This is a genomic window from Streptomyces sp. NPDC058632 (assembly GCF_042717095.1).
Classification (GTDB): Bacteria; Actinomycetota; Actinomycetes; order Streptomycetales; family Streptomycetaceae; genus Streptomyces.
Window position 1 is genome coordinate 40,839 of sequence record NZ_JBHXQZ010000010.1, and the last position, 25,155, is coordinate 65,993.

Below are 25,155 nucleotides of genomic sequence, written 5' to 3' on the forward strand. Positions count from 1 at the left end.
GACCGGCCCACCAGACGAAAGGCACTCTGATATGAGCCCACTGCTTCATATCGCGGCCGAGGAGGCGCAGAACCCCCTCGTTCCGCCGATCCCCGAGCTCGTCATCGGCCTGCTCGCCTTCGTCATCGTCTTCGGTTTCCTCGCGAAGAAGCTCCTCCCGAACATCAACAAGGTTCTGGACGAGCGGCGCGAGTCCATCGAGGGCGGTATCGAGAAGGCCGAGGCCGCTCAGACCGAGGCCCAGAGCGTCCTTGAGCAGTACAAGGCCCAGCTCGCCGAGGCCCGGCACGAGGCCGCACGCCTGCGCCAGGAGGCGCAGGAGCAGGGCGCCACGCTCATCGCCGAGATGCGCGCGGAAGGCCAGCGGCAGCGCGAGGAGATCATCGCCGCCGGTCACTCGCAGATCGCGGCCGACCGCAAGGCCGCCGCGTCCGTGCTGCGCCAGGACGTGGGCAAGCTCGCCACCGACCTGGCCGGCAAGCTCGTCGGCGAGTCCCTCGAGGACCACGCCCGGCAGAGCCGTGTGATCGACCGGTTCCTCGACGACCTCGACCAGAAGGCCGAGGCCGCACGATGAACGGAGCGAGCCGCGAGGCCCTGGCAGCCGCACGTGAGCGTCTCGACGCGCTGACGGACTCCACGTCCGTGGACGCCGGCTCGCTCGCCGAAGAGCTGGCCTCCGTCACCGCGCTCCTCCACCGCGAGGTGTCGCTGCGCCGGGTCCTCACCGACCCGGCGCAGGACGGCGGGACCAAGGCGGACCTGGTCCGGCGCCTGCTCGGATCCCAGCTCAGCGGCAGTGCCGCCGACCTGGTCTCCGGCATGGTGCGCTCCCGCTGGTCGCAGCCCCGCGACCTGGTGGACGCGCTGGAGGAGCTGGCCGACCTCGCCGACCTCACCGCCGCGCAGCAGGCCGGTGCGCTCGACGACGTCGAGGACGAGGTGTTCCGGTTCGGCCGGATCCTCTCCGCGAACAACGCCCTGCGCGCCGCGCTGACCGACCGCAAGGCCACCGCCCCGGCCAAGAGCGAGCTGCTGAGCAGCCTGCTCGGACGCAGGGCGAACGCGGCCACCGTACGTCTGGTGACGCGTCTGGTCTCCGCGCCGCGCGGACGTAGCCTGGAGGCGGGACTCCAGTCCCTGTCCAAGCTCGCCGCCGACCGTCGCAACCGCATGGTGGCCGTCGTCACCTCCGCGGTGCCGCTGAGCGACTCGCAGAAGCAGCGCCTCGGCGCGGCCCTCGCGAAGCTCTACGGCCGCACCATGCACCTCAACCTCGACGTCGACCCCGCGGTCGTCGGCGGGATGCGGGTACAGGTCGGCGACGAGATCATCAACGGCTCCCTCGCGGACCGGCTGGAGGACGCGAGCCGCCGGCTGGCGGGCTAGCGCCGACGCGGCCCCCGCGCACCACGCGGCGGACGCGGCAACTGAACACGTAGTACGTACCTACGGCCCTGGTTGGGCCGTGCAGAGGATTCACCTCTTTCCGGGGGGAGTCCACATCCCCCCAAAGTGAAACTTCGGGCCCAACAAGGAGAGCAGGGAACTCAGATGGCGGAGCTCACGATCCGGCCGGAGGAGATCCGGGACGCACTGGAGAACTTCGTCCAGTCGTACAAGCCGGACGCGGCCTCGCGCGAGGAAGTCGGCACGGTCACCGTCGCCGGCGACGGCATCGCCAAGATCGAGGGTCTTCCCTCGGCCATGGCCAACGAGCTGCTGAAGTTCGAGGATGGCTCCCTCGGCCTCGCCCTCAACCTCGAGGAGCGCGAGATCGGTGCCGTCGTCCTCGGTGAGTTCAGCGGCATCGAAGAGGGCCAGCCGGTCTCCCGCACCGGCGAGGTCCTGTCCGTCGCCGTGGGCGAGGGCTACCTCGGCCGCGTGGTCGACCCGCTCGGCAACCCGATCGACGGCCTCGGCGAGATCGAGACCGAGGGCCGCCGCGCCCTCGAACTGCAGGCCCCCACGGTCATGCAGCGCAAGTCGGTGCACGAGCCGATGGAGACGGGCTACAAGGCCGTCGACGCCATGACCCCGGTCGGCCGCGGCCAGCGTCAGCTGATCATCGGCGACCGCGGCACCGGCAAGACCGCGCTGGCCGTGGACACGATCATCAACCAGCGTGACAACTGGCGCACGGGCGACGTGAACAAGCAGGTCCGCTGCATCTACGTCGCCATCGGCCAGAAGGGCTCCACCATCGCGTCGGTCCGCCGCGCGCTGGAGGAGAACGGCGCCCTGGAGTACACGACCATCGTCGCCGCCCCGGCGTCCGACCCGGCCGGCTTCAAGTACCTGGCGCCCTACACCGGTTCGGCCATCGGCCAGCAGTGGATGTACGAGGGCAAGCACGTCCTCATCATCTTCGACGACCTGTCGAAGCAGGCCGACGCCTACCGCGCCGTCTCCCTGCTGCTGCGCCGCCCGCCGGGCCGCGAGGCCTACCCGGGCGACGTCTTCTACCTGCACTCCCGTCTGCTGGAGCGCTGTGCCAAGCTCTCCGACGAGATGGGCGCCGGCTCGATGACCGGTCTCCCGATCGTCGAGACCAAGGCCAACGACGTGTCGGCGTTCATCCCGACCAACGTCATCTCCATCACCGACGGCCAGTGCTTCCTGGAGTCCGACCTGTTCAACGCCGGTCAGCGCCCGGCCCTGAACGTCGGTATCTCGGTCTCCCGCGTCGGTGGCTCCGCCCAGCACAAGGCGATGAAGCAGGTCTCCGGCCGTCTGCGCGTGGACCTCGCCCAGTTCCGTGAGCTGGAGGCGTTCGCCGCCTTCGGTTCCGACCTGGACGCCGCGTCGAAGGCGCAGCTGGAGCGCGGTCAGCGCATGGTCGAGCTGCTGAAGCAGGACCAGTACCAGCCGATGTCCACCGAGGACCAGGTCGTCTCCGTCTGGGCCGGCACCACCGGCAAGATGGACGAGGTGCCGGTCGCCGACATCCGCCGCTTCGAGAAGGAGCTGCTGGAGTACCTGCACCGCAGCGAGCAGGGCCTCATGACCTCCATCCGTGAGGGCGGCAAGATGTCGGACGACACCCTCCAGGCCGTGGGCGACGCGGTCGCGGCCTTCAAGAAGCAGTTCGAGACGAGCGACGGCAAGTTGCTCGGCGAGGACGCTCCGGCCGCTGCCGCCAAGTGACGTCCAAGGAAGGGACCTGACTCATGGGAGCCCAGCTCCGGGTCTACAAGCGTCGCATCCGATCCGTCACCGCGACCAAGAAGATCACCAAGGCGATGGAGATGATCGCCGCCTCGCGCGTCGTCAAGGCGCAGCGCAAGGTGCGGTCCTCCTCGCCGTACGCCCAGGAACTGACCCGTGCGGTCACGGCGGTCGGCACCGGTTCGGACGCCAAGCACCCGCTGACGACGGAGGCGGAGAACCCGACCCGTGCCGCGGTCCTGCTCCTCACGAGCGACCGCGGCCTGGCCGGCGCCTTCAACTCCAACGCCATCAAGGCGGCGGAGCAGCTGACCGAGCGCCTTGAGCGCGAGGGCCAGGAGGTCGACACGTACATCGTCGGCCGCCGCGGGCTCGCGCACTACAACTTCCGCGAGCGCACGGTCGCGGAGTCGTTCACGGGCTTCACCGACGAGCCCTCGTACGCGGACGCCAAGAAGGTCGCGGCGCCGCTCATCGAGGCCATCGAGAAGGACACGGCGGACGGCGGTGTGGACGAACTCCACATCGTCTACACCGAGTTCGTCTCGATGATGACGCAGACCGCGCTCGGCTCCCGGCTGCTTCCGCTGCGCCTCGAAGAGGTCGTCGAGGAGTCGTCCACCAAGGACGAGATCCTTCCGCTCTACGACTTCGAGCCGTCGGCGGAGGACGTCCTCGACGCCCTGCTGCCGCGCTACGTGGAGAGCCGTATCTACAACGCGCTGCTCCAGTCGGCCGCTTCGAAGCACGCCGCCACGCGGCGCGCGATGAAGTCGGCCACCGACAACGCGGGCGAGCTGATCAACACGCTCTCCCGTCTTGCCAACGCGGCCCGCCAGGCCGAAATCACCCAGGAAATCAGCGAGATCGTCGGTGGCGCAGGCGCTCTGGCCGACGCAAACGCGGGGAGTGACAATTAATGACCACCACTGTTGAGACCGCGACGGCCACGGGCCGAGTCGCCCGGGTCATCGGCCCGGTCGTCGACGTGGAGTTCCCCGTCGACGCGATGCCGGAGATCTACAACGCCCTGCACGTCGAGGTCGCCGACCCGGCGAACGCGGGCGAGCTGAAGACGCTGACCCTCGAGGTCGCCCAGCACCTGGGCGGCGGCCTGGTCCGCACCATCTCGATGCAGCCCACCGACGGCCTGGTCCGTCAGGCCGTGGTGACCGACACGGGCTCGGCGATCTCCGTCCCCGTCGGCGACTTCACCAAGGGCAAGGTGTTCAACACCCTCGGTGAGGTGCTGAACAGCGACGAGTCCTACACGGGCGAACGCTGGCCGATCCACCGCAAGGCGCCGAACTTCGACGAGCTCGAGTCGAAGACCGAGATGTTCGAGACCGGCGTCAAGGTCATCGACCTGCTCACCCCGTACGTCAAGGGTGGCAAGATCGGTCTGTTCGGCGGTGCCGGCGTCGGCAAGACGGTGCTCATCCAGGAGATGATCTACCGCGTCGCCAACAACCACGACGGTGTCTCGGTGTTCGCCGGTGTCGGTGAGCGCACCCGTGAGGGCAACGACCTCATCGACGAGATGAGCGAGTCGGGCGTCATCGACAAGACCGCCCTGGTCTTCGGTCAGATGGACGAGCCGCCGGGCACCCGTCTGCGCGTCGCGCTGGCCGGCCTCACCATGGCCGAGTACTTCCGTGACGTCCAGAAGCAGGACGTGCTGTTCTTCATCGACAACATCTTCCGCTTCACGCAGGCCGGTTCCGAGGTGTCGACCCTGCTCGGCCGTATGCCCTCCGCGGTGGGCTACCAGCCGAACCTGGCCGACGAGATGGGTCTCCTCCAGGAGCGCATCACCTCGACCCGCGGTCACTCGATCACCTCGATGCAGGCGATCTACGTCCCCGCGGACGACCTGACCGACCCGGCCCCGGCCACCACCTTCGCCCACCTCGACGCGACGACGGTTCTCTCCCGTCCGATCTCCGAGAAGGGCATCTACCCGGCCGTGGACCCGCTGGACTCCACGTCCCGCATCCTGGACCCGCGCTACATCGCGCAGGACCACTACGACGCGGCCATGCGGGTGAAGAACATCCTGCAGAAGTACAAGGACCTGCAGGACATCATCGCGATCCTCGGTATCGACGAGCTCGGCGAGGAGGACAAGCTCGCCGTCCACCGTGCCCGTCGCGTGGAGCGCTTCCTGTCCCAGAACACCCACGTCGCCAAGCAGTTCACCGGCGTGGACGGTTCGGACGTGCCGCTGGACGAGTCGATCGCCGCGTTCAACTCGATCTGCGACGGCGAGTACGACCACTTCCCGGAGCAGGCGTTCTTCATGTGCGGTGGCATCGAGGACCTGAAGAACAACGCGAAGGAGCTGGGCGTCTCCTGAGCCACGTGCTCGAGTGAGAGGGGGGCGGGCACCGTCCCGCCCCCCGATCCACGCCCACTAGACTTGTAACCAACACCCGGCGGACCTGCCGGGTGGTGACCCGAGGAGCCATCTTGGCTGCTGAGCTGCACGTCGCGCTGGTCGCGGCCGACCGAGAGGTCTGGTCCGGCGAGGCCACCCTGGTCGTCGCGCGCACCACGTCCGGCGACATCGGCGTCATGCCCGGTCACCAGCCGCTGCTGGGTGTGCTGGAGTCGGGCCCGGTGACCATCCGTACGAACGACGGCGGGACGGTCGTCGCCGCGGTGCACGGCGGTTTCCTCTCGTTCGCCGACGACAAGCTGTCGGTGCTGGCGGAGATCGCCGAGCTGTCGCACGAGATCGACGTCCAGCGTGCCGAGCGGGCGCTCGGCCGTGCGAAGTCGGACGCCGACGCCTCTGCGGAGCGTCGCGCGGACGTTCGACTGCGGGCCGCTGCGGCGGGCCGCTGAACGACCGGGGTGCCCGAGGCGCCTTCCGAGCCGTTTAGGCTCTGAGGGAGCCGTACGATGACGTCACTCAGCCGCGGCTGGGACCGGAGCGATCCGGACCCGGTCGCGGCTGAGGCAGATCTGGATGATTTTTCCGTTCCGTTACCTAGGAGACGAGGAGGTCGGTGTCGATGGTCCTCGCTCTGACTGTGTGCGGAAGCATCGTGGCGCTCGCGGTGGTGGGCCTCTTCGTCTTCGGTCTGCGCCGCCGCCTCCTCCAGCGTTCCGGCGGAACCTTCGACTGCAGCCTGCGCTGGGACGCCCCCGAACCGGGTGACTCCGGCGGCAAGGGCTGGGCGTACGGGGTGGCCCGCTACAACGGGGACCGGGTGGAGTGGTTCCGGGTCTTCTCCTACGCCCCACGCCCGCGCCGTGTCCTGGAGCGCTCGGCGATCGAGGTGGCCGGCCGCCGGGTGCCCGAGGGCGAGGAGGAGCTGGCGCTGCTCTCGGACGCGGTGATCCTCGCCTGTCTGCACCGGGGCAGGAGACTGGAGCTCGCGATGAGCGACGACGCGCTGACCGGCTTCCTCGCCTGGCTGGAGGCGGCCCCGCCCGGCCAGAGGGTGAACGTCGCGTAGTAACGACGTTCAGGGCCCCGCTGGGTGGGGGTCCCCCCGGCAGCGGAGCTGTTGGGGGGAACGTGGCGTAGCCGGGCGCCCACACAAAGGTGCTCCCCCGGACCCCGTCCGGGGGAGCACCTTTGTCATGCGGGGTTCTGCGGACCTGCGGTCTACTTCAGGCCGCTGTCGATGGCGGTCGCCAGCTCGCCGTTGGCGGTGTCACCGCTGAACTCCCAGAAGAACGCACCGCCCAGGCCCTGGTTCTTGGCCCAGTCCATCTTGCTGTCGATGGTGGCGGGGGTGTCGTAGGACCACCAGTTGCTGCCGCAGTGGGCGTAGGCCGTGCCGGCGATGGTGCCGGTGGCCGGGCAGCTGTTCTTGAGGATCTTGTAGTCCTCGATGCCGGCCTCGTAGGTGCCGGGCGCCGGGCCGGTGGCCGCGCCGCCGGGGGCGGCCTGGGTGACGCCGGTCCAGCCGCGGCCGTAGAAGCCGATGCCGAGCAGCAGCTTGCTCGCCGGGACGCCCTTCGCCTTCAGTTTCGAGATCGCGGCCGCGGAGTTGAAGCCGTCCTGCGGGATACCGTTGTACGAGGTCAGCGGCGAATGGGGGGCGGTGGGGCCGTCCTTGTCGAAGGCGCCGAAGTAGTCGTACGTCATCACGTTGTACCAGTCGAGGTACTGGGCGGCGCCGCCGTAGTCGGCCGCGTCGAGCTTGCCGCCCGAGGAGCCGTCCGCGGTGATCGCGGCGGTGACCAGGTAGTCCTGGCCGAACTCGGCGCGCAGGGCCTGGGAGAGGTTCCTGAACGCCGCCGGACCGCTGGTGTCGCAGGTGAGGCCGCAGGCGTTCGGGTACTCCCAGTCGATGTCGATGCCGTCGAAGACATCGGCCCAGCGCGGGTCCTCCACGACCTGCTTGCAGGAGGCGGCGAACGCGGCCGGGTTCTGCGCGGCCTGGCCGAAGCCGCCGGAGTAGGTCCAGCCGCCGAACGAGTACAGCACCTTGATGTGCGGGTACTTCGCCTTCAGCTGGCGCAGCTGGTTGAAGTTGCCGCGCAGCGGCTGGTCCCAGGTGTCGGCGGTGCCGCTGACGGACTGGTCCGCGGTGTAGGCCTTGTCGGTGGCGGCGTAGGCGTCGTCGAGCTTGCACTGGCCGTTGACGACGTTGCCGAACGCGTAGTTGATGTGCGTGATCTTCTCGGCCGAACCGGACGTCACCAGGTTCTTGACGTGGTAGTTGCGGCCGTAGACGCCCCACTCGGTGAAGTAGCCGAGCTTGATCTTGTCGCCGGTGGGCGGCGGCTCCGTGGTCCCGCCGGTGGTGCGGACCTTCACCGAGCCGCTGACCGGGCCGGTCTGGTCGGCGGTGTCACGGGCCCGCACGCTGTACGAGTAGTCGGTGCCCTTGCTGAGACCGCTGTCCGTGTACGAGGTGCCGGTCACCGTGGCGACCCTGGCGCCGTCGCGCAGGACGTCGTAGTTCTTGACGCCCTTGTCGTCGGTGGCCGCGGACCAGGACAGCTTCACCGAGGTGTCGGTGACGCCGGAGGCCGAGGGGGTGCCGGGCGCGGAGGGTGCCGCGTCGCCGGGGACGGAGGTGCCGTCACAGCTGCCGCCGTTGAGCTTGCAGCCGGCGGGGGAGCCGGTGCCGGAGCCGTTGAAGCCGAAGCTGATGGAGGCGCCGGGGGCGAGGGTGCCGTTCCAGGACTTGTTCTTGGCGGTCCAGTGGGCGCCGGAGGACGTCACGTCGGCGTCCCAGGCGGAGGTGACGGAGGTGCCGGAGGGGAAGTCCCACTCGACGGTCCAGGAGCTGAGGGCGGTGGTGCCGGTGTTCTTCACCGTCCACTTGCCCTCGAAGCCGGAGCCCCAGTCCTGGGTCTTGGCGTAGGTGGCGGTGGCGGACGTCGCTGCCTGGGCGGGACTCGCGAGGGCGACGAGGGCGGAGAAGGGGAGGAGCAGGGTCGCGAACCCTGCCACGGCTCTGTGTCCGAAGCGCATGCTGCGCCTCCTTTGTGAGGCCGGATGTCGTCGTGGGCATGACTGAGCCATCACACCCGCGGTGCCGTGAGGATAGAAAGGTCTGGACCACGGGTCAATAGGTCTGGACCACTAGTCCGTCATGTCCGGTGGACGCCCAACTCCTGTGCGAGCACCGCCGCTTGTACCCGACTGCGCAGGCCCAGCTTTCCCAGAAGGCGGCTGACGTGCGTCTTCACCGTGGCCTCCGCCATGTCGAGACGCTCGGCGACACCGGCGTTGGACAGGCCCTCGCCGAGACAGGCCAGCACCTCCCGCTCGCGCCGGGTGAGGGAGTCCAGCACCGCCGGATCGGCCGTGGCCGCGCGGGCGGGCTTCGCCGCGAACTCGGCGATCAGCCGCCGGGTGACGGCCGGGGCGACGATCCCCTCCCCGCGCGCCACCGTGCGCACGGCGGCGATGAGGTCCTTCGCCTCCGTGTTCTTCAGCAGGAATCCCGAGGCGCCGGCCCGCAGCGCCCCGAACACGTACTCGTCGAGGTCGAAGGTGGTCAGCACCAGCACGTCGGCGAGCTCCTCCGCGACCACCTGCCGGGTGGCCGACACCCCGTCCAGGCGCGGCATCTGGACATCCATCAGCACCACGTCCGGCCGCAGGTCACGGGCGAGCGCCACCGCCTGCTCACCGTCCGCCGCCTCGCCCGCCACCTCGATGTCGGGCGCGCTGCGCAGGATCAGCACCAGCCCGGCGCGGACGGCCGACTGGTCCTCGGCGACCAGGACGCGGATCATTCGGTCTCTCCTCGGGGGGTGGACGCGGGGGTGGTGGCCGTGGCATCGGCGGGGGTGCCGGTGAGGGGCAGGGAGGCGTGCACGACCCAGATCTCGGGGTGCGCGGAGCCGCTGCCGTTCTCGGGGCCGGCCTCGAAGGTGCCGTGCAGCAGGGCGATCCGCTCCCGCATCCCCACCAGACCGGCTCCGGAGCCCGGGGCGCGCGGGGCGTCCCGGCCGCCGTACGGGCTGACCACGCGGATGTCCAGGGCGCCGGCCTCGTGGCACAGCCGCACGGTGACCGGCCCCTGGCCGGCGTGCTTCAGCGCGTTGGTCAGCGACTCCTGCACGATCCTGTACGCGGCGAGCTCCACCGGCGGCGGGACGTCACCGTGCGTGGTGCCGGGCAGGAGGTCGAGGGTGACGTCCAGGCCGTTGGTGCGGGCACCCTCCACCAGGGCGCCGAGACCGTCGAGGGTCGGGGTGGCGGCCGGCCCCCGGTCGTCGTGGTGGCGCAGGATGCCGATGAGGCGGCGCATCTCGGCCAGCCCCTGGACACTGTTCTCCCGGATCACGCCGAGCGCGTCCCGGGAGGCGGCCTCGTCGTCCAGGGAGAGCGCGGCCGTGGAGTGAATGGCGATCGCGGACAGGTGGTTGGCAACCATGTCGTGCAACTCCCGTGCCATCCGCGAGCGTTCCGCGGTCACCGCCTGGGTGCGGTCCATCTCGGCCAGCAGCGCGGTCTGCTCGGCGCGCAGCCGGGCGGCCTCGGCGGCCTCGCGGTGGTTGCGCACGATCAGCCCGGTCGACGCGGGCGTGAACGCGACGACGCCGATGGCCACACCGACCAGCAGTGCCTCGGGCACCCGCCACAGCGCGTACGGCACCAGCGCCCCCGCGACCGTGAGCAGCGCGGTGATCCGCGGGAGGAGGCGGGCGGCGGCGGGTGTGCCGTACAGGACGGCGGCGTACATCAGGTCGGTGTACATGACGATCGTGGCCAGGCTGCCCTGGGTGAGACCGTCGGCGAGCAGCGCGGCCGTGCCGGTGAGCAGCGCGGTGCGCGGAGCGCTGCGGCGCAGCAGCTCGCAGCCGGCGATCACGGCGAGCGGGACCAGGAGCGGCCACCGGCCGTCGAAGACCACGTAGGCCTCGTCGGCGGGCCGCACACCCAGCCCGATGCTCCACAGCAGCAGCCCGCCCAGCAGTCCGGCGAGCGACGCCCACACGTCGAAGCGGTGGGGCCGGGGGAGTCGTAGGGCCATGACCCCATCCAACACGCTGCGCGCGGCCGTCGCCTGATGCCCGAGAACGTTCCTCGGGGCCGCTGGACTGCATCTTTCGATGTACGGGCGGTTCGTCAGCGGCGACGACGCCGGCGGCCGGTGCGCACGGGAGCCTGAAAGGGTGACCGAGAGGAGCGAACCGTGATCGTCGCCTTGATCGCCGCCTGTGAGATCGGCTTCTGGGTGCTGCTGGCCGCCGGACTGGCCTTCCGCTACCTGCTGAGAATGCCGCGCACCGGGCTGGCGCTGCTGCTGTGCGAGCCGCTGCTGGAGGTCGTCCTGCTGGTCGCCACCGCGGTCGACCTCAGGAACGGCGCCGAGCCGGGCCGGGCGCACGGCCTGGCCGCGCTGTACATCGGCTACACCGTCGGACACGGCCACCGCACCGTGAAGTGGCTGGACGGCCATGCCGCCCACCGCTTCGGCGGCGCCCCGAAGCCGGCCGGGCCGCCGCGCTACGGCACGGCCCGGGCCCGGTACGAGACGAAGCTGTGGCTGGGCACGGTGGCGGGTGTCGCCGTGGCCGTCGCGCTGCTCCAGCTCGCCATCTGGTACGTCGGTGACGCGAGCCGTACCGGCACGCTGGAGGACTGGCGTCTCGCCGCCCCGCGCATCGCGGGGATCCACGGACTGGTGGCGCTGGCCTACTGGATCTGGCCGAAGAAGGACCCGGCGGGGAAGTCCCGGGCCGGGACGGACGTCGACAAGGAGCGTGTGGGCCGATGAACCGGGCGTCCGGGAATCTCCTCGCGGGGGCCGCCGTGCTGGTGGCGGGCCTGGGATTGTGGCTGTTCGCCGGGGGAGTGGACCTGCCGCTGGTCACCCCCGCCAAGGTGGGGGTGGTGATGATGTGCGCCGGCGGTGCGGAGGTCCTGCTGGGTCTGTACCGGGCCGCGCGGGCCTCGGCCGGGTCCCGGTAGCAGGGCTCAGCGCTCCCCGCCCGGCACCCACAGCACGTCGCCGGTCTCCTTGTTGGCGATGCGCGCCAGGATGAACAGGAGGTCGGAGAGGCGGTTGAGGTAGGTGGCGGTGAGGGCGTTCATCGTGTCGCCGTGCGCTTCCAGCGCGGCCCACGTGGAGCGCTCCGCGCGGCGGACCACCGTGCACGCCTGGTGGAGCAGGGCGGCGCCCGCCGTCCCGCCCGGCAGGATGAAGGAGCGGAGCTTCTCCAGCTGCTCGTTGAAACGGTCGCAGTCCGCCTCCAGCCGGTCCACGTAGAACTGTTCGACCCGCAGCGGCGGGTACTCCGGGTTCTCCACGACCGGCGTCGACAGGTCGGCGCCCACGTCGAACAGGTCGTTCTGGACGCGGGTGAGGACCTCGACGACCTCCGCCTCCAGGCCCCCCAGGGCGATCGCCGTGCCGATCACCGCGTTCGCCTCGTTGGCGTCGGCGTAGGCGGCGATGCGCAGGTCGGTCTTGGGGACCCGGCTCATGTCGCCCAGGTTCGTGGTGCCCTTGTCACCGGTCCTGGTGTAAATACGCGTCAGATTGACCATGCGGCCAAGCCTAGTTGCGCTCGGGCGCGGACGGCACGGCGGGCGGACCCCGGTGCGGGCCCGCCCGCCGTGCCCGCCGTGCCCGCCGTGCGGCGTAGGGACGTCGGACCGGTCCGGTCAGATCCCGCAGGTGGGCGCCGACCAGTACGGCGACGGGTCGTGGGCCACGTGGACGTGGTCGTTGTGGCCGGGGTAGCCGGGGCCGAGGATCTCCGAGAAGCCGTGGGTCCTGCTCTGCTTGGCGAGGGTGCAGAAGCTCGGGGAGCCGACCAGGTCGGCCGCGTCTCCGTAGAGGTGACGGCTGGTCGAGGAGCCGCCGACCGCGTTGTTGCAGGCGTAGGACCGGAAGCCGCTGGAGATGTTGATCGGCACGTCACCGAGCTGGCGCCGCATGGCCTCCAGCTTCCACATGGTCTTCAGGGCGTTCGCCCTGGCGGTGGCCGCCGGGACCGCGCCGCCCGACCAGGTGGAGTTGCACTTGTTGAGTTCGGCGTAGGTGAAGTGGACCGGCGTGCAGTCGGAGTCCTGGAGCGCGTAGATCCTGCTGGTCCGGCCACGCCGTCCGCGGTCAGCCCGTAGGCCGCCTGGAACTTCTTGACGGCGGCGGTGGTGCGGGCGCCGTACCGGCCGTCGTAGGAGAGCCGTTCGCCCGAGGTCACCCAGCCCGCGACCCGGATCTGCAGCTGGGTCACATCGTTGCCGGAGGAGCCCTGGGACAGGGTGCGGTTCCAGGTGTAGCAGTCGTCGGCGTGCGCCGTTCCCGCGGTGACACTCACACCGAGGACCGTGCCAGTCATGATCATGACAAAGGAGAGAAGGGTTCGTGCCGCGCGTCTGAGCATGGTGGCCTCCCGGCCGTCGGTCGCTGGATGGGGCGGTGCCGCCGGCCGGACGGCGACCGCCGACCAGCGTGCGCCACGCAGCTACGCGCGTCAACAACGTGTCGGTGAATGACCGGAGTTGGCGGCGGGGAGATCCGGTGAGCGAACCCTGCCGTCCGTCACCGGCCGGGAGTCCCGCCGGAGTCGGGGGCGGTACGGTCCTCGGCGTGATCGGTGTCTCACGGCGTGAGACGTGACACGCATTACTAACCCCTCACACATCCACTCGCGGACGCTAATGTCCGCGAGTGACAGACATGAACAGTGTGTGAGCGTTTCGAAGGGGAGTCGCACAGTGGCACGGAAGCTCGCCGTCATCGGGGCCGGCCTCATGGGGTCCGGAATCGCCCAGGTCTCCGCCCAGGCGGGCTGGGACGTCGTGCTGCGCGACGTCACCGACGAGGCGCTCGCGCGAGGCACCGACGGGATCAAGTCGTCGTACGACAAGTTCGTGAGCAAGGGCAGACTCGAGGCCCACGACGCCGACGCGGCCCTCGCCCGGATCACCGCGACCACCGACCTGGACGCCTGCGCCGACGCGGACGTCGTGGTCGAGGCGGTCTTCGAGAAGCTCGAGGTCAAGCACGAGATCTTCAGCGCCCTGGACGGGATCGTGCGCGACGACACCGTCCTCGCCTCCAACACCTCCGCCATCCCGATCACCAAGATCGCGGCGGCGACGCGGCGCCCGGAGCGGGTCGTCGGCGTCCACTTCTTCTCGCCGGTGCCGATGATGCAGCTGTGCGAACTGGTCCGCGGCTACAAGACCAGCGACGAAACCCTCGCCACCGCCAGGGAGTTCGCCGAGTCCGTCGGCAAGACCTGCATCGTGGTCAACCGCGACGTGGCCGGCTTCGTGACCACCCGCCTCATCTCCGCCCTCGTCGTCGAGGCCGCGAAGCTCCACGAGTCGGGCGTGGCGAGCGCCGAGGACATCGACCTGGCCTGCAAGCTGGGCTTCGGCCACGCCATGGGGCCGCTGGCCACCGCCGACCTGACCGGCGTGGACATCCTGCTGCACGCCACCAGCAACATCTACACCGAGTCCCAGGACGAGAAGTTCGCCGCCCCCGAGCTGATGCGCCGGATGGTTGACGCCGGTGACATCGGTCGGAAGAGCGGGCAGGGCTTCTACACGTACTGATCAACCCGAACCCCCGGCCCGGTCACACGCCGGGGTGAATTCGGTATCGGTTCGCTTACACGGGGCAACCTCCGCAGGCTCCACACAGTCAGAGGTTGCATCACCGTCATGACCGAACGTGGAGCACGAGACGCACGCACCGGGGAGCGCATATGCACATCAGGGGCGACCACGCCGAGCTGGTCGTCGGGGGCCGCCTCGACGTCCGCAGCGCGGCGGACGCCCGTACGGTCCTGCACGCGGCCGTCGACGACGGAGTCGGTGACCTGCTGCTGGACCTGTCCGAACTGGACTCCTGGGACGCCACCGGACTCGGCGTGATCATGGGAGCCCACCGACGGGCCGGCCGCTGCGGCCGGCGCCTGGTGCTGCGCGACGTACCGCCGCAGATGCAGCGTCTGTTGGTGGCCACCCGACTGCACCGGATCCTGGCGATCGAAGGAGGCATCGGGGTGGACACGCTGCCCCGTGTATGAGGTGCGGGACGGGACCTGCCGGACGGGCAGAGCCGGACGGGCGGGCGGGCGGACCCGGGCCGACCTCGGCGAACGGTGCGGCGCGCGCACAATCCTCACGAGACCGTGACGTCCCGGACCGCCCGGGACCCCGGGCTGTCGTAGATACTGAGCGAAGGTTTAGGGTTCGGCTACCCGCCGCCTTGCAACCCTCGAGCGGGACCGGACCAGAAGCGACAGCGCGGTGTGCAGCGACGCCGGGAGTCCGAGGACAGGACCCAGGCACACAACGCTTTTGGGGGGCTAGGACCTATGGACCCGAACAATCCGGGACCCGAGGAGTACGGTCGCGACGGTGACGGGCACGCGCCCCGCCAGCGGCCGCCCAGGGATCCCCTCACATCCGAATTCGGACAGCACGCGCCCGCGCTCGCGCGCACGGTGCAGCTCGTCTCCGGCGACTTCCTGCTCACCGTCAACCCCGTCGACGGCAGCGAGATAGAGCCCTGCCCGCCCGCCGGGCGGCCCGCCCGCCCGGCGAAGCTGACGGAGGCCGAGCGCGCCGGGACCGCCCGTGCCGCGAAGCCGCCCGTCCCGCCGGGACCCGCGCAGGCCGAGCTGCCGCTGCTGGCCCGCCGGGACGAGCGCGAGAAGCTGGTCCGGCTGCTCGCCCGCGGCCGCTCCGTGCTCCTCACCGGGCCCGCGGGCTCCGGCCGCACCCGGCTGCTCGACACCGTCGCCGAGGACTGCGCGGACCTCGCCCCCGACGGCGTCGTGCGCATCAACGGCCACGGCCGCAGCACCGACGACCTGCTGTACGACCTCTTCTACGCCGTTCACGGCGCGCCCCTGCACCGCCCCGGCCGGGACGAACTGGCCGACTGCCTGCGGGAGGTCGGCGCGGTCGTCGTCCTCGACGACCTCGGGTTCGGCGGGGCCGCCCTGGACGAACTGCTGGACGCCACCCCCGAGTGCGCCTTCCTGCTCGGCGCCACACCGGACGTGCCCGCCCCGTCCGCCGACTCCGGTGTCGAGGAGATCGCCCTCGACGGCCTCGACCGCGCGGCCGGCCTGGAACTGCTGGAGCACGCCGTCGGCCGGCGCCTCACCGAGGACGAGTCGAACTGGGCCGGTGACCTCTGGTTCGAGTCCGAGGGCCTGCCGCTGCGTTTCGTCCAGGCCGGCGCCCTGCTGCGGCAGCGCGACCGGCTGCGCGTCGGCACCAGCGCCGTCGACGAGTTCGGCGTCTTCGAGGACACCCCGCCCGAGGACCTGCCCGAGGACGCCGTCGAGGGCGTCGAGATCCCGCTGCCCTCGCTCGGCGAGGCGGCCGCCCCCGCCCCGCTGCTCGCCTCCCGGCTCAGCACCTCCGCCCGCGCCACCCTGAGGTTCGCCGTCGCGCTCGGCGGTGAACTCCCGCACCAGGCACACCTGCCCGCGCTGGTCGGCGACACCCACGCCGACGCCGCGCTCGGTGAACTGGCCGCGTGCGGACTGATCTCCGCCGTCGGCTCCCGCTACCGGCTCGCCGCCGGTGTGCCGGCCCAGCTGGAGGCCGCCGGGTACACCGACGAGGCCGAGGCGCAGGCACGTACCGCCGCCCAGCACTACGCCTGGTGGACCGGGCACCCCTCCGTCACCCCGGAGCGGGTCTGCGCCGAGGCCGACGCCGTGCTCGCCGCGCTCGGCCTGCTGTCTCCGCCCGCCTCGTCCGGCGGCGAGGGCGAGCCCAGCACCGCCGTGCAGCTCGCCCGCTCCGCCGCACCCGCGTTCGCCGCGGGCCTGTACTGGAGCGCCTGGGAGCGGGCGCTGCGGGCCGGCGCGGAGGCCGCCCGGCTCGCCGGGGACGTGGCGGAGGAGGCCTACTTCCACCACGAGCTCGGCATCCACGCCCTGTGCACCGGCGACCTCGACCGTGCCCGCGCCGAGCTGGAGGCCTCCGTCGCCCTGCGCGGCGCCCTCGCGGACAAGCGCGGCACCGTCGCCGGACGCCGCGCGCTGGCCCTGGTCGCCGACCGCTCCGGCATCCCGATGACGCCGACCGCGGGGGAGGAGGTGCCCGACGCCCACTTCGAGGAGTCGGTGTCGCCGCCCCGCGGGGTGCCGACGGCCTTCCCGGAGCTCCAGCCGCCCGCCGACACCGGGCTGGTCGTCCACCGCACCGTGCCCGTGCCGGGGCCCGCGCCCGGTTACAAGGCGGCCGGCGGCCTGAAGGGCATGGCCAGGCGCAACCTGGTGGCGGCCGGCGCGGGCGCGCTGCTCGTGGCCGTGCTGGGCACGGTGGTCACCCTCGGAGCCACCTCGGAGAACGAGGTGGGCACCCCGTCGGAGAACGTCGGTGTCAACCCGTCCGCGAGCCAGGGCGTCGACGACGGCAGCCTGGGCGCCGACCCGCGTGCCGACGAGAACGGCGACACCGGTGACGCCACCAGCCGGCCGACCGACCCCGGCCCGGACGGCACCCTCGGCACCTCGGACGACCCGACGCCGACGGCCACCGGGTCGGGCGAGCCCTCGGACGACCCGAGCGACACGACGGAACCGGACGACCCGACGACCGGCACCGGTCCGACGACGCCCACCGAGCCGCCGGAGTCGTCCGTCGAGCCGTCGGACTCCGACAAGCCGACGGATCCCTCGGACGACCCGACGGAACCCAGTGAGGAGCCGACCGAGGAGCCGACCGAGCCGACCGAGCCGGCCGAGCCCACCGAGGAGCCCTCGTCGCCCGAGACGTCCAACTCGGCGAGCGGCCCCGCCCCCTCCACTCCGGCCGAGACGGCGTCGGAGGCGAGCGGTCCGGCGAGCGCCCCGCAGAGCAGCGACGCGGGCACGCCCGGCAACTCCGGGACGACGGTGATCTGACGGACGTCACCGCGCGGCGAAGGGCCGGATTCCTCTCCTGAACCCGAGGAGAGGAATCCGGCCCTTCGCATATGCCGTGGTGACGTGACGGCGGGCACCGCGGCGACGGGCACCGCGGCGACGGTCAGAACAGGCGCAGCTTGTCGTCCTCGATGCCCCGCATCGCGTTGTAGTCGAGGACCTGGCAGCCGATGCCCCGGTCGGTGGCGAGCACCCGGGCCTGCGGCTTGATCTCCTGGGCGGCGAACACACCGCGCACCGGGGCGAGATGCGGATCGCGGTTCAACAGCTCCAGATAGCGCGTGAGTTGCTCCACGCCGTCGATCTCACCGCGCCGCTTGATCTCCACTGCGACGGTCTGTCCCTCGGCGTCGCGGCAGAGGATGTCGACCGGGCCGATGGCGGTCATGTACTCGCGGCGGATGAGGGTGTAGCCCTCGCCGAGCGTCTCGATGCGGTCCGCCAGCAATTCCTGGAGGTGCGCTTCCACGCCGTCCTTGATCAGGCCGGGATCGACGCCCAGTTCGTGCGAGGAGTCGTGCAGGACCTCCTCCATCGTGATGATGAGTTTCTCGCCCGCCTTGTTGACGACGGTCCAGATCCCCTCCTCGTCGCCGGTGCCCTCCTTGAGGGCACAGGGCGGCGACATCCAGTTCAAGGGCTTGTAGGCCCGGTCGTCGGCATGGATGGACACGCTGCCGTCCGCCTTGACCAGGATCAGACGGGGTGCCGAGGGCAGGTGCGCGGTGAGCCGCCCGGCGTAGTCCACGGAGCAGCGGGCAATGACGAGACGCATGGTCGGCAACGCTACTCGACGGGCCGGGGTCGATGCGATTCGCCCTCACGGGCACCCCGCCGACGCACCCGCGCACAGCACCGCGGCAGATCCCGCACGGCTCCCGCACGGCTCCCGCACGGCTCCCGCACGGCTCCCGCACGGCTCCCGCACGGCTCCCGCACGGCTCCCGCCACCGACTCCCGAGAGCCCCTCCAGGCCCACGCGGCGCGTCCCGTATCTCCTGGAAAACGCGTGTTCGCCGATGGCCGATTACCGGCCCACAGGAAGTCCCGCATCCGGGGATTCGCCTGGTGCGGTCATGGTCCGTTGCTTACGGTATTGAACGGGAGGTCGCGAGGTGTGTACGCAGCGTGTCCACATGTGCGAGCTCCCGTATCTGTCAGGCAACCCCCGCGCCGCGGGGGTGCGAGAGGAGAACCCATGTCGCTCGACGTCTCACCGGCCCTACTCGAACAGGCCGAGCGAGGCGAGGTCGACGAAGCTGACTTCGTCGACTGCGTCCGGACCTCCCTGCCCTACGCATGGGAGATGATCAGCTCCCTGGTGGCCCAGCTGAAGGTCGACGGCGGAGAGTTCGCCGACAACCAGACGCCCCCGCCGGACGAGCAGGCGCGCGGTCAGCTGCTGCGTGCGCTCGCGAGTGACGCGATACGCGGCGCCCTGCAGCGGCACTTCGGTGTCCGGCTGGCCTTCCAGAACTGCCACCGGGTGGCTGTGTTCCCGCTGGACTCCTCGGTCGACGACAGGCTGGCCAAGTTCACCTCGGTCCGCGGTCAGCTGCTGAACCAGTCACCGGAACTGCGCGACTGCTGACGCGCCACGTCGGTCGCTTGCCGCTCCGTACGCGGGAGGTGCGGTTTTTCGTACCGGGCGGCAAGCCACTGTCTGACCCCCGGCTCGTTCAGGGCCTGTCGGCGAGTTGGGGGATCACCTCGCAGCCGAGCCGCCGCACGGTCTCCTCGGTCGCCGCGAGGTCGCCGGAACCCTCGACGAGCAGCGCGAACCGGGAAATGCCGGTCCGCTCCCCGGTCGCGGCGAGCCGGTCCGCGCACAGCCGCGGGGTGCCCACCGGGTGCAGCCCGCAGAGCAGTTCGGTGTAGGCCAGCGGGTCACGCATCCGCCGCCGGCGGCCGTCCACGGTGACATGGGCCCCGAGCCCCTGCCGCAGCCAGCCCGGCATCGCCTTCAGCAGCACCTCCGCCGCGTCGGTGCGCCGGTCGGCGATCTGGCAGACACCGGCCGACACATGGGACGCGCGGCGGATCTCCGGCTCAGGCCGCCCGCACGCGCGCGCGTGCCGCGCCCACAGGGCGACCATCTCGGCCTTCTCCTCGTCCCCGACATGCATGCCGAGCAGCATCGGCAGCCCGCGCTCGGCGGCGAGCCGCACGCTCGCCGGGGAGGTGCAGGCGAGCACGACCTCGGGGCCCGCGGCCTCGGTGAGGGCCTCCGACGGGCGTGGCACGACGGGCACTTCACGGAAGCGGTACCGCTCCCCGTCGGCCGCGACGGACGGCTCGCGCAGCCAGCGCACCAGCAGGTCGAGCGATTCCGGGAACCCCTGCTCGTACGCCTTCAGGCCGGCGCCGAACACCTCCAGGTCGACCCACGGCCCGCCGCGCCCGACGCCCAGCGAGAACCGGCCGCCGCTGGTGACGTGCAGCAGCGCGGCCTGCTCGCCGAGCGCCACCGGGTGGACGGTGGGCAGCACGCTCACCGCCGTACCGACACGGATGCGGCGGGTGCGGCCGAGCAGTAACGCCGCCAGGGTGATCGCCGAGGGACAGGTGCCGTACGGCACGAAGTGGTGCTCGCCCAGCCAGACCGCGTCCAGCCCCGCCTCCTCCGCCAGTTCGGCGGAACGGACCGCCCGGTGCAGCGCCTCCCCTTCGCCCTGCCCGGGGAACCGGGCGCCCAACACGAAACTTCCAACGCGCATTGCTTTCCTGCTTCCTCGGCTCCGACACGGAAGCTCCCCCGCAGGGCATAACCGTCTGACACGTGCCGAGGACACGGCCGGGAGGGGGAATGCGCTGATTGTCTACAGAATGGGCGGTTCGGGAGCCGGTGTTGTGCCGCCGTGAAGGGAGGCTTGTGATGATTGGTTCCGTACACGCACCCGGCTCCGCCCCGCGTAGGCTGGACGCGGTCCCTGCATCCTGTATAGCCCCGTGAGGTGTCCTGTGTCCCCGCGTCGCAACCGAGCGAAGGGAGCCGGTTCGTCCGGCTGGAGCGCCGAGGACGACCGGGCCGGGCGCTACGGCGGCTGGCAGTCCGCCGAGAGCTGGCAGGGCGAGGAGTGGAACGTACGGCACGTGGCGGGGGCCGGCGCCCAGGGCAAGGCGTACCGCTGTCCCGGCTGCGACCAGTTGATCCCGGGCGGGGTGCCGCACGTGGTGGCCTGGCCGGACCACTCGGGGGTCGACGAACGCCGGCACTGGCACAAGTCCTGCTGGAACGCCAAGGACCGCCGCACCACGCGGGTGCAGCGGTCCCGTAACGCGCCGAGGTTCTGAGACCCTAGACGTCCCGCCTTCCGAGGAGGGTGAAGGCGCCGCCCAAGACCACGGCCGTGAGGCCGAGCATGATCCACAGTGGGTCCCAGCCGGACGGGCCGGACGTGCTGAGGGAGTTGGCGTAGAAGATGCTCAGCTGGTTCGGGATGGAGTACTCGAACAGCGCGGTGCGCACGTCCTCCAGAGACGAGGCGAACATGAACATCGCGATCACCAGCGGGGCGAGCACGGCGCCGATCATGAGGGTGATGGCGCCCGCCGAGTGCCGGACGATCGAGCCGACGGCCAGCGAGAGCGTCCCGAGCAGCGCGATGTAGAGCGAGATGCCGACGGTGGCCTTCAGCCACTCGCCTCCGGTGGGTTCGCTTACGTTGTTGCCCTCCAGCATCGCCACGTGCAGGAAGGCGACGACCGTCACGGACACCAGCGCGACCACGAAGGCGATCAGGAAGAACACCAGGGCCTTCGCCGCGAGCACCCGGCCGCGCGAGGGGCAGGCGACCATGGTGGTGCGGATCATGCCGGTGCCGTACTCCGAGGCGGTGGTCAGCACGCCCAGCGTGATGATGCACATGATGCCCAGGAGCAGCCCGAAGAAGCCCATGGACAGTGCGTTCTCACCGCCGAGGTCCGGGTCGGTGCTCGCCACCACCACACCGGTCAGCAGGCCGATGCCGACGACGAGGAGCACGAACACACCCAGCGTCCACATCGTGGAGCGCACCGACTTGATCTTCGTCCACTCGGAGGCGAGCGCATGCCCGAAGTGGGTGCGCACGACCGGGATCGGCGAGGTGTAACCGGGGTACGGGGATCCGGGCGCAGCCGTCTGCCATGCGGGCGCGGCCTGCTGCGTCGGGGGCTGGGGCGTGCTCATCGGGCGTCCTCGGGCTTGGTCACGTCGGAGCCGGCCGGGCCGACCGGGGCAGCGGGGGCGGCGGGGGCGGCCGACGGGGGAGCGGCCGGGGCGGCGCCCGGGCCGGGCTGCGGGACGGGCCGGGCGTACGGGTTGGCCACCGGCGCGCCCGGGGCCGCTCCAGGGCCGCCCGGAGCGACGTACGGGCCCGCGGGGGCCTGCGGCGCGCCCGGCGCCGCCGCGAACTGCTGACCGCCCTGCTGGGGCGGCGGCGGGGCGTACCAGCCGGGCTGGCCCTGACCCGGCACGGCTACCGGCGGCTGCGCGCCCGGCGGGAGCGGTTCCCGGAACCCCTCCTTCTGGTCGGTGGTCGAGCGGTAGTCGACCACGCCCTGCGTCATCCGCATGTACGCCTCCTCCAGCGAGGCCTGGTGCGGGGACAGCTCCCACAGCCGTACGCCGGCCTCGTGGGCGATGTCGCTCAGGCGGGGCAGCGGCAGCCCCATCACCCGCAGCGCGCCGTCCTGCTCGGGCAGTACGTGGCCGCCCGCCTCGGTGAGCGCGACGGACAGCTTCTCGCGCTGCTGCGGTTCGCTGTCCGGGGTGCGCACCCGGGCGAAGTCGGCGGAGTTCGCGGAGATGAAGTCCTTCACGCTCATGTCGGACAGCAGCTGCCCCCGCCCGATCACGATGAGGTGGTCGGCGGTCAGCGCCATCTCGCTCATCAGGTGGGAGGAGACGAAGACCGTGCGGCCCTCCGCGGCGAGCGTCTTCATCAGGTTGCGCACCCAGAGGATGCCCTCGGGGTCGAGGCCGTTGACCGGCTCGTCGAAGAGCAGCACCTGGGGGTCGCCGAGCAGCGCGGCGGCGATGCCGAGCCGCTGGCCCATGCCCAGGGAGAAGCCCTTGGAACGCCGCCGTGCCACCTCGTGCAGCCCGACCACGCCCAGCACCTCGTCGACGCGGCGGGCCGGGATGCCGGACAGCTGGGCCAGGCTCAGCAGGTGGCTGCGGGCGGACCGGCCGCCGTGCACCGCCTTGGCGTCCAGCAGGGCGCCGACCTTCCGGGCGGCGTTGGGCAGCCTGCGGTAGGGATAGCCGCCGATCGTGACATGGCCCGCGGTGGGGTTGTCGAGACCGAGGATCATCCGCATCGTCGTCGACTTGCCCGAACCGTTGGGTCCGAGGAAGCCGGTGACGGCGCCGGGCCGCACCTGGAAGGAAAGGTTGTACACAGCGGTTTTGTCGCCGTACCGCTTGGTCAGGCCGACTGCCTCGATCATGCTCCGCCCCATCGAGAGGTTCAGGACAACGGGGGCGCACACCCCCGTAAGGGTTAGGAGGATATCGAGAGGCTGACGGTTCCGCCCAAGGCGAGGTAAAAACCGGCCCGTCCTCCGCCGCCTCACGGGGCCTGTCCGGTGGATCACGGCGCGGACGCGGGGCCCGGCACGCCTTTCCGCCGCGTTGCCGTCGGTCGCCGGCCCCCGACTCCCGGCTTCTCCCCGTGGGCGCGAGGGACCCCCGTCGTGTCGACTCCCTCCTCCGCCTCGCGGTCTCCTCCGCCTCGCGGTCTCCTCCGCCTGGCCGTCGCACACACCGGACCCCGCTCGGCCCAGCCGGAAAGGTGCCGCCGGCCACCTCCGGCCCGATCCGCCGGACAGGCCCTACGCGTCGCGCTTCTTCAGCAGCAGGTAGCCGCCGGCGAGCGCCGCGATCACCCACAGCACCATGATGCCGAGTCCGCCCCAGGGGCCGTACGGGGTGTCGTCGTCGAGCGGCGTGACCACCTGCATGATCTTGCCGCCGGCCTGGTCCGGCAGGAACCGGCCGATCTTCCTCGTCGCGGGAACGTTGCCCAGGATGCCGGAGATCAGGAAGAAGAACGGCATCAGGATGCCCAGCGACAGCATCGGGGAGCGCAGCATCGTGGCGACGCCCATGGAGAACACCGCGATCAGCGTCATGTACAGGCCGCCGCCGATCACGGCCCGCAGTACGCCCTCGTCGCCCAGGGACGCCTTGTGCTCGCCGAGCATCGCCTGCCCGAGGAAGAAGGCGGCGAAGCTGGTGGCCATGCTCACCACGAGGGCGAGCGCGGTCGCCACGCCGAGCTTGCCGGCCAGGAAGCCGCCCCGCTGCGGCACGGCCGCCAGCGAGGTGCGGATCATGCCGGTGCTGTACTCGTTCGACACCACCAGCACCCCGAACACGATCATCGCGAGCTGACCGAGACTCATCCCCGCGAAGCTGATGAGCGTCGGGTCGAAGGAGAGCCGGTCCCGGGCGTTCATGGTGTCGAACCCGTTCGCCGACAGGGCCGAGATCAGCATGCCGAGCGCGATGGTGACGACCACCGCCAGGGAGAGCGTCCACACGGTGGACGCCACCGACCGGATCTTGGTCCATTCGGACCGGATGACCTGTGCCGCCGCCATGCTCAGCCCTTCTTCCGGCCGTCGCCCCACTGCTGCCCGTCGCCCCACTGCTGCGGGGGCGCGGGCGCGTCGGAGTGCGCGTGGTACTCCACCGACTCCGCGGTCAACCGCATGAACGCCTCCTCCAGGGAGGCCCGCTGCGGGCTCAGCTCGTGCAGCACCAGCTGGTGCCGGGCCGCCAGCTCCCCGATCCGCTCCGCCCCGGTGCCGTCCGCCTCCAGCGCCCCGCCGCTCTCCACGACCGTGACACCGGCCTCGTGCAGCACGTCCAGCAGCCGCTCCCGCTGCGGGGAACGGATCCGGACGTAAGCACGGGAGTTGTGCGCGATGAAATCGGCCATGGAGGTGTCGGCGAGCAGCCGGCCCTGCCCGATGACGACGAGGTGGTCGGCGGTCAGCGCCATCTCGCTCATCAGGTGGGAGGAGACGAAGACCGTGCGGCCCTGCGCGGCGAGCGTCTTCATCAGGGTGCGGATCCAGTGGATGCCCTCGGGGTCGAGCCCGTTGACCGGCTCGTCGAACATCAGGATGCGCGGGTCGCCGAGCAGCGCGCCGGCGATGCCGAGCCGCTGGCCCATGCCGAGCGAGAACCCCTTGGCCTTCTTCCCCGCCACCGACGACAGCCCCACCGTGTCCAGCACCTCGTGCACCCGTCGCCGGGGGATGCCGTTGCTCTGGGCGAGGCACAGCAGATGGTTGAAGGCGCTGCGGCCGCCGTGCACGGCCTTGGCGTCGAGCAGGGCGCCGATGTACTTCAGCGGGTCCTTGAGCCCGTCGTAGTGCTTGCCGTCGATCCGGACGTCACCGGCGGTGGGCCGGTCCAGGCCCAGCATCATCCGCATGGTGGTGGACTTGCCCGCGCCGTTGGGGCCGAGGAAGCCCGTGACGATGCCCGGTCCGACGGTGAACGTCAGGTTGTTGACCGCCACCTTCTCGCCGTACCGCTTGGTCAGCCCCTCGAGCTCGATCATGCGGCAACGCTAGAACGGGACAAAGCCCTCTGCCACCTCAGTGGCAGAGGGCCTCACCGATGTTCAACCACGGTCTTCCGGCCAGTAA

The 25,155-nt window shown here is 71.1% G+C and carries 24 protein-coding genes and 1 pseudogene; 14 read left to right on the forward strand and 11 right to left on the reverse strand.

The window, feature by feature from the left end; translation table 11 throughout:
• Nucleotides 1-31: 31 nt before the first annotated feature.
• From ACFWVE_RS06355 to ACFWVE_RS06385, 7 genes are all read left to right on the forward strand, one after another.
• The gene (locus tag ACFWVE_RS06355; protein WP_384008787.1) at nucleotides 32-577 is read left to right on the forward strand and encodes a F0F1 ATP synthase subunit B; all 546 of its coding nucleotides are present in this window, start codon (nucleotides 32-34) and stop codon (nucleotides 575-577) included.
• Nucleotides 574-1,389, forward strand: a complete 816-nt coding sequence (locus ACFWVE_RS06360) for a F0F1 ATP synthase subunit delta (protein WP_384008789.1) — start codon at nucleotides 574-576, stop codon at nucleotides 1,387-1,389. Before ACFWVE_RS06355 ends, ACFWVE_RS06360 begins: the two co-directional genes overlap by 4 nt.
• Before the next feature lie 165 nt (nucleotides 1,390-1,554).
• The gene (gene atpA, locus ACFWVE_RS06365) at nucleotides 1,555-3,147 is read left to right on the forward strand and encodes a F0F1 ATP synthase subunit alpha (protein ID WP_384008791.1); all 1,593 of its coding nucleotides are present in this window, start codon (nucleotides 1,555-1,557) and stop codon (nucleotides 3,145-3,147) included.
• Between the two features lie 23 nt (nucleotides 3,148-3,170).
• Nucleotides 3,171-4,088: a F0F1 ATP synthase subunit gamma gene (locus ACFWVE_RS06370; protein ID WP_384008793.1), complete on the forward strand. Its 918-nt coding sequence runs from the start codon at nucleotides 3,171-3,173 to the stop codon at nucleotides 4,086-4,088.
• Nucleotides 4,088-5,524, forward strand: a complete 1,437-nt coding sequence (gene atpD / locus ACFWVE_RS06375; RefSeq protein WP_384008795.1) for a F0F1 ATP synthase subunit beta — start codon at nucleotides 4,088-4,090, stop codon at nucleotides 5,522-5,524. Before ACFWVE_RS06370 ends, atpD begins: the two co-directional genes overlap by 1 nt.
• A 113-nt stretch (nucleotides 5,525-5,637) precedes the next feature.
• Nucleotides 5,638-6,015 (forward strand): F0F1 ATP synthase subunit epsilon, encoded by a 378-nt coding sequence (locus tag ACFWVE_RS06380; protein WP_266074463.1) that lies wholly within the window; start codon nucleotides 5,638-5,640, stop codon nucleotides 6,013-6,015.
• A 170-nt stretch (nucleotides 6,016-6,185) separates the two neighbouring features.
• A complete protein-coding gene (locus ACFWVE_RS06385; RefSeq protein WP_384008797.1) occupies nucleotides 6,186-6,632 on the forward strand; it encodes a DUF2550 domain-containing protein in 447 nt (148 codons plus the stop codon).
• Nucleotides 6,633-6,784: 152 nt separating this feature from the next.
• Here the strand turns inward: ACFWVE_RS06385 and ACFWVE_RS06390 are convergent, their stop codons facing one another.
• From ACFWVE_RS06390 to ACFWVE_RS06400, 3 genes are all read right to left on the reverse strand, one after another.
• Entirely contained in the window at nucleotides 6,785-8,608 is a 1,824-nt protein-coding gene (locus ACFWVE_RS06390; RefSeq protein WP_384008798.1) for a glycosyl hydrolase family 18 protein, read from the reverse strand.
• 119 nt (nucleotides 8,609-8,727) lie between these two features.
• A complete protein-coding gene (locus ACFWVE_RS06395) occupies nucleotides 8,728-9,378 on the reverse strand; it encodes a response regulator (protein ID WP_384008800.1) in 651 nt (216 codons plus the stop codon).
• Nucleotides 9,375-10,622, reverse strand: a complete 1,248-nt coding sequence (locus ACFWVE_RS06400; RefSeq protein WP_384008802.1) for a sensor histidine kinase — start codon at nucleotides 10,620-10,622, stop codon at nucleotides 9,375-9,377. The genes ACFWVE_RS06395 and ACFWVE_RS06400 overlap by 4 nt, the downstream gene beginning before the upstream one ends.
• A gap of 162 nt (nucleotides 10,623-10,784) precedes the next feature.
• Here ACFWVE_RS06400 and ACFWVE_RS06405 point away from each other — a divergent pair, with 162 nt between their 5' ends.
• Nucleotides 10,785-11,369 (forward strand): hypothetical protein, encoded by a 585-nt coding sequence (locus ACFWVE_RS06405; RefSeq protein WP_384008804.1) that lies wholly within the window; start codon nucleotides 10,785-10,787, stop codon nucleotides 11,367-11,369.
• Complete coding sequence (locus ACFWVE_RS06410) at nucleotides 11,366-11,563, forward strand: DUF5708 family protein (RefSeq protein ID WP_384008806.1); 198 nt, start codon at nucleotides 11,366-11,368, stop codon at nucleotides 11,561-11,563. The genes ACFWVE_RS06405 and ACFWVE_RS06410 overlap by 4 nt, the downstream gene beginning before the upstream one ends.
• A 6-nt stretch (nucleotides 11,564-11,569) precedes the next feature.
• On the opposite strand, the gene ACFWVE_RS06415 is transcribed toward ACFWVE_RS06410, so the two are convergent.
• Nucleotides 11,570-12,142, reverse strand: a complete 573-nt coding sequence (locus ACFWVE_RS06415; protein ID WP_384008807.1) for a cob(I)yrinic acid a,c-diamide adenosyltransferase — start codon at nucleotides 12,140-12,142, stop codon at nucleotides 11,570-11,572.
• Nucleotides 12,143-12,259: 117 nt separating this feature from the next.
• Nucleotides 12,260-12,984 (reverse strand): annotated as a pseudogene (locus ACFWVE_RS06420) (D-Ala-D-Ala carboxypeptidase family metallohydrolase).
• Between the two features lie 334 nt (nucleotides 12,985-13,318).
• On the opposite strand from ACFWVE_RS06420, the gene ACFWVE_RS06425 reads away from it, so the two are divergent.
• The 3 genes from ACFWVE_RS06425 (at nucleotide 13,319) to ACFWVE_RS06435 (ending at nucleotide 17,487) form a co-directional block, all read left to right on the forward strand.
• Nucleotides 13,319-14,167: a 3-hydroxyacyl-CoA dehydrogenase family protein gene (locus tag ACFWVE_RS06425; protein WP_384008809.1), complete on the forward strand. Its 849-nt coding sequence runs from the start codon at nucleotides 13,319-13,321 to the stop codon at nucleotides 14,165-14,167.
• 152 nt (nucleotides 14,168-14,319) lie between these two features.
• The gene (locus ACFWVE_RS06430) at nucleotides 14,320-14,643 is read left to right on the forward strand and encodes an STAS domain-containing protein (RefSeq protein ID WP_055593451.1); all 324 of its coding nucleotides are present in this window, start codon (nucleotides 14,320-14,322) and stop codon (nucleotides 14,641-14,643) included.
• A gap of 291 nt (nucleotides 14,644-14,934) precedes the next feature.
• The gene (locus tag ACFWVE_RS06435; RefSeq protein WP_384008811.1) at nucleotides 14,935-17,487 is read left to right on the forward strand and encodes an ATP-binding protein; all 2,553 of its coding nucleotides are present in this window, start codon (nucleotides 14,935-14,937) and stop codon (nucleotides 17,485-17,487) included.
• A gap of 124 nt (nucleotides 17,488-17,611) precedes the next feature.
• On the opposite strand, the gene nucS is transcribed toward ACFWVE_RS06435, so the two are convergent.
• Nucleotides 17,612-18,283, reverse strand: a complete 672-nt coding sequence (gene nucS, locus ACFWVE_RS06440; protein ID WP_384008813.1) for an endonuclease NucS — start codon at nucleotides 18,281-18,283, stop codon at nucleotides 17,612-17,614.
• Nucleotides 18,284-18,706: 423 nt separating this feature from the next.
• On the opposite strand from nucS, the gene ACFWVE_RS06445 reads away from it, so the two are divergent.
• Entirely contained in the window at nucleotides 18,707-19,099 is a 393-nt protein-coding gene (locus ACFWVE_RS06445; RefSeq protein WP_384008814.1) for an SCO5389 family protein, read from the forward strand.
• Nucleotides 19,100-19,187: 88 nt separating this feature from the next.
• On the opposite strand, the gene ACFWVE_RS06450 is transcribed toward ACFWVE_RS06445, so the two are convergent.
• Entirely contained in the window at nucleotides 19,188-20,225 is a 1,038-nt protein-coding gene (locus ACFWVE_RS06450; protein WP_384008816.1) for an LLM class flavin-dependent oxidoreductase, read from the reverse strand.
• Nucleotides 20,226-20,469: 244 nt separating this feature from the next.
• Here ACFWVE_RS06450 and ACFWVE_RS06455 point away from each other — a divergent pair, with 244 nt between their 5' ends.
• Nucleotides 20,470-20,802 carry an ATP/GTP-binding protein gene (locus tag ACFWVE_RS06455; protein ID WP_384008818.1) on the forward strand — a complete coding sequence of 111 codons (333 nt, stop codon included), beginning with the start codon at nucleotides 20,470-20,472 and terminating at the stop codon, nucleotides 20,800-20,802.
• Between the two features lie 4 nt (nucleotides 20,803-20,806).
• Here the strand turns inward: ACFWVE_RS06455 and ACFWVE_RS06460 are convergent, their stop codons facing one another.
• The 4 genes from ACFWVE_RS06460 to ACFWVE_RS06475 all read right to left on the reverse strand — a co-directional run bounded on the left by ACFWVE_RS06460 (nucleotide 20,807) and on the right by ACFWVE_RS06475 (nucleotide 25,067).
• Nucleotides 20,807-21,679 carry an ABC transporter permease subunit gene (locus ACFWVE_RS06460; protein ID WP_384008820.1) on the reverse strand — a complete coding sequence of 291 codons (873 nt, stop codon included), beginning with the start codon at nucleotides 21,677-21,679 and terminating at the stop codon, nucleotides 20,807-20,809.
• Nucleotides 21,676-22,941, reverse strand: coding sequence for an ABC transporter ATP-binding protein (locus ACFWVE_RS06465; RefSeq protein ID WP_384008821.1), 1,266 nt, complete (start codon nucleotides 22,939-22,941; stop codon nucleotides 21,676-21,678). Before ACFWVE_RS06465 ends, ACFWVE_RS06460 begins: the two co-directional genes overlap by 4 nt.
• Before the next feature lie 384 nt (nucleotides 22,942-23,325).
• Nucleotides 23,326-24,102 (reverse strand): ABC transporter permease, encoded by a 777-nt coding sequence (locus tag ACFWVE_RS06470; RefSeq protein ID WP_384008894.1) that lies wholly within the window; start codon nucleotides 24,100-24,102, stop codon nucleotides 23,326-23,328.
• The gene (locus tag ACFWVE_RS06475) at nucleotides 24,099-25,067 is read right to left on the reverse strand and encodes an ATP-binding cassette domain-containing protein (protein WP_384008823.1); all 969 of its coding nucleotides are present in this window, start codon (nucleotides 25,065-25,067) and stop codon (nucleotides 24,099-24,101) included. Before ACFWVE_RS06475 ends, ACFWVE_RS06470 begins: the two co-directional genes overlap by 4 nt.
• Nucleotides 25,068-25,155 lie beyond the last annotated feature (88 nt).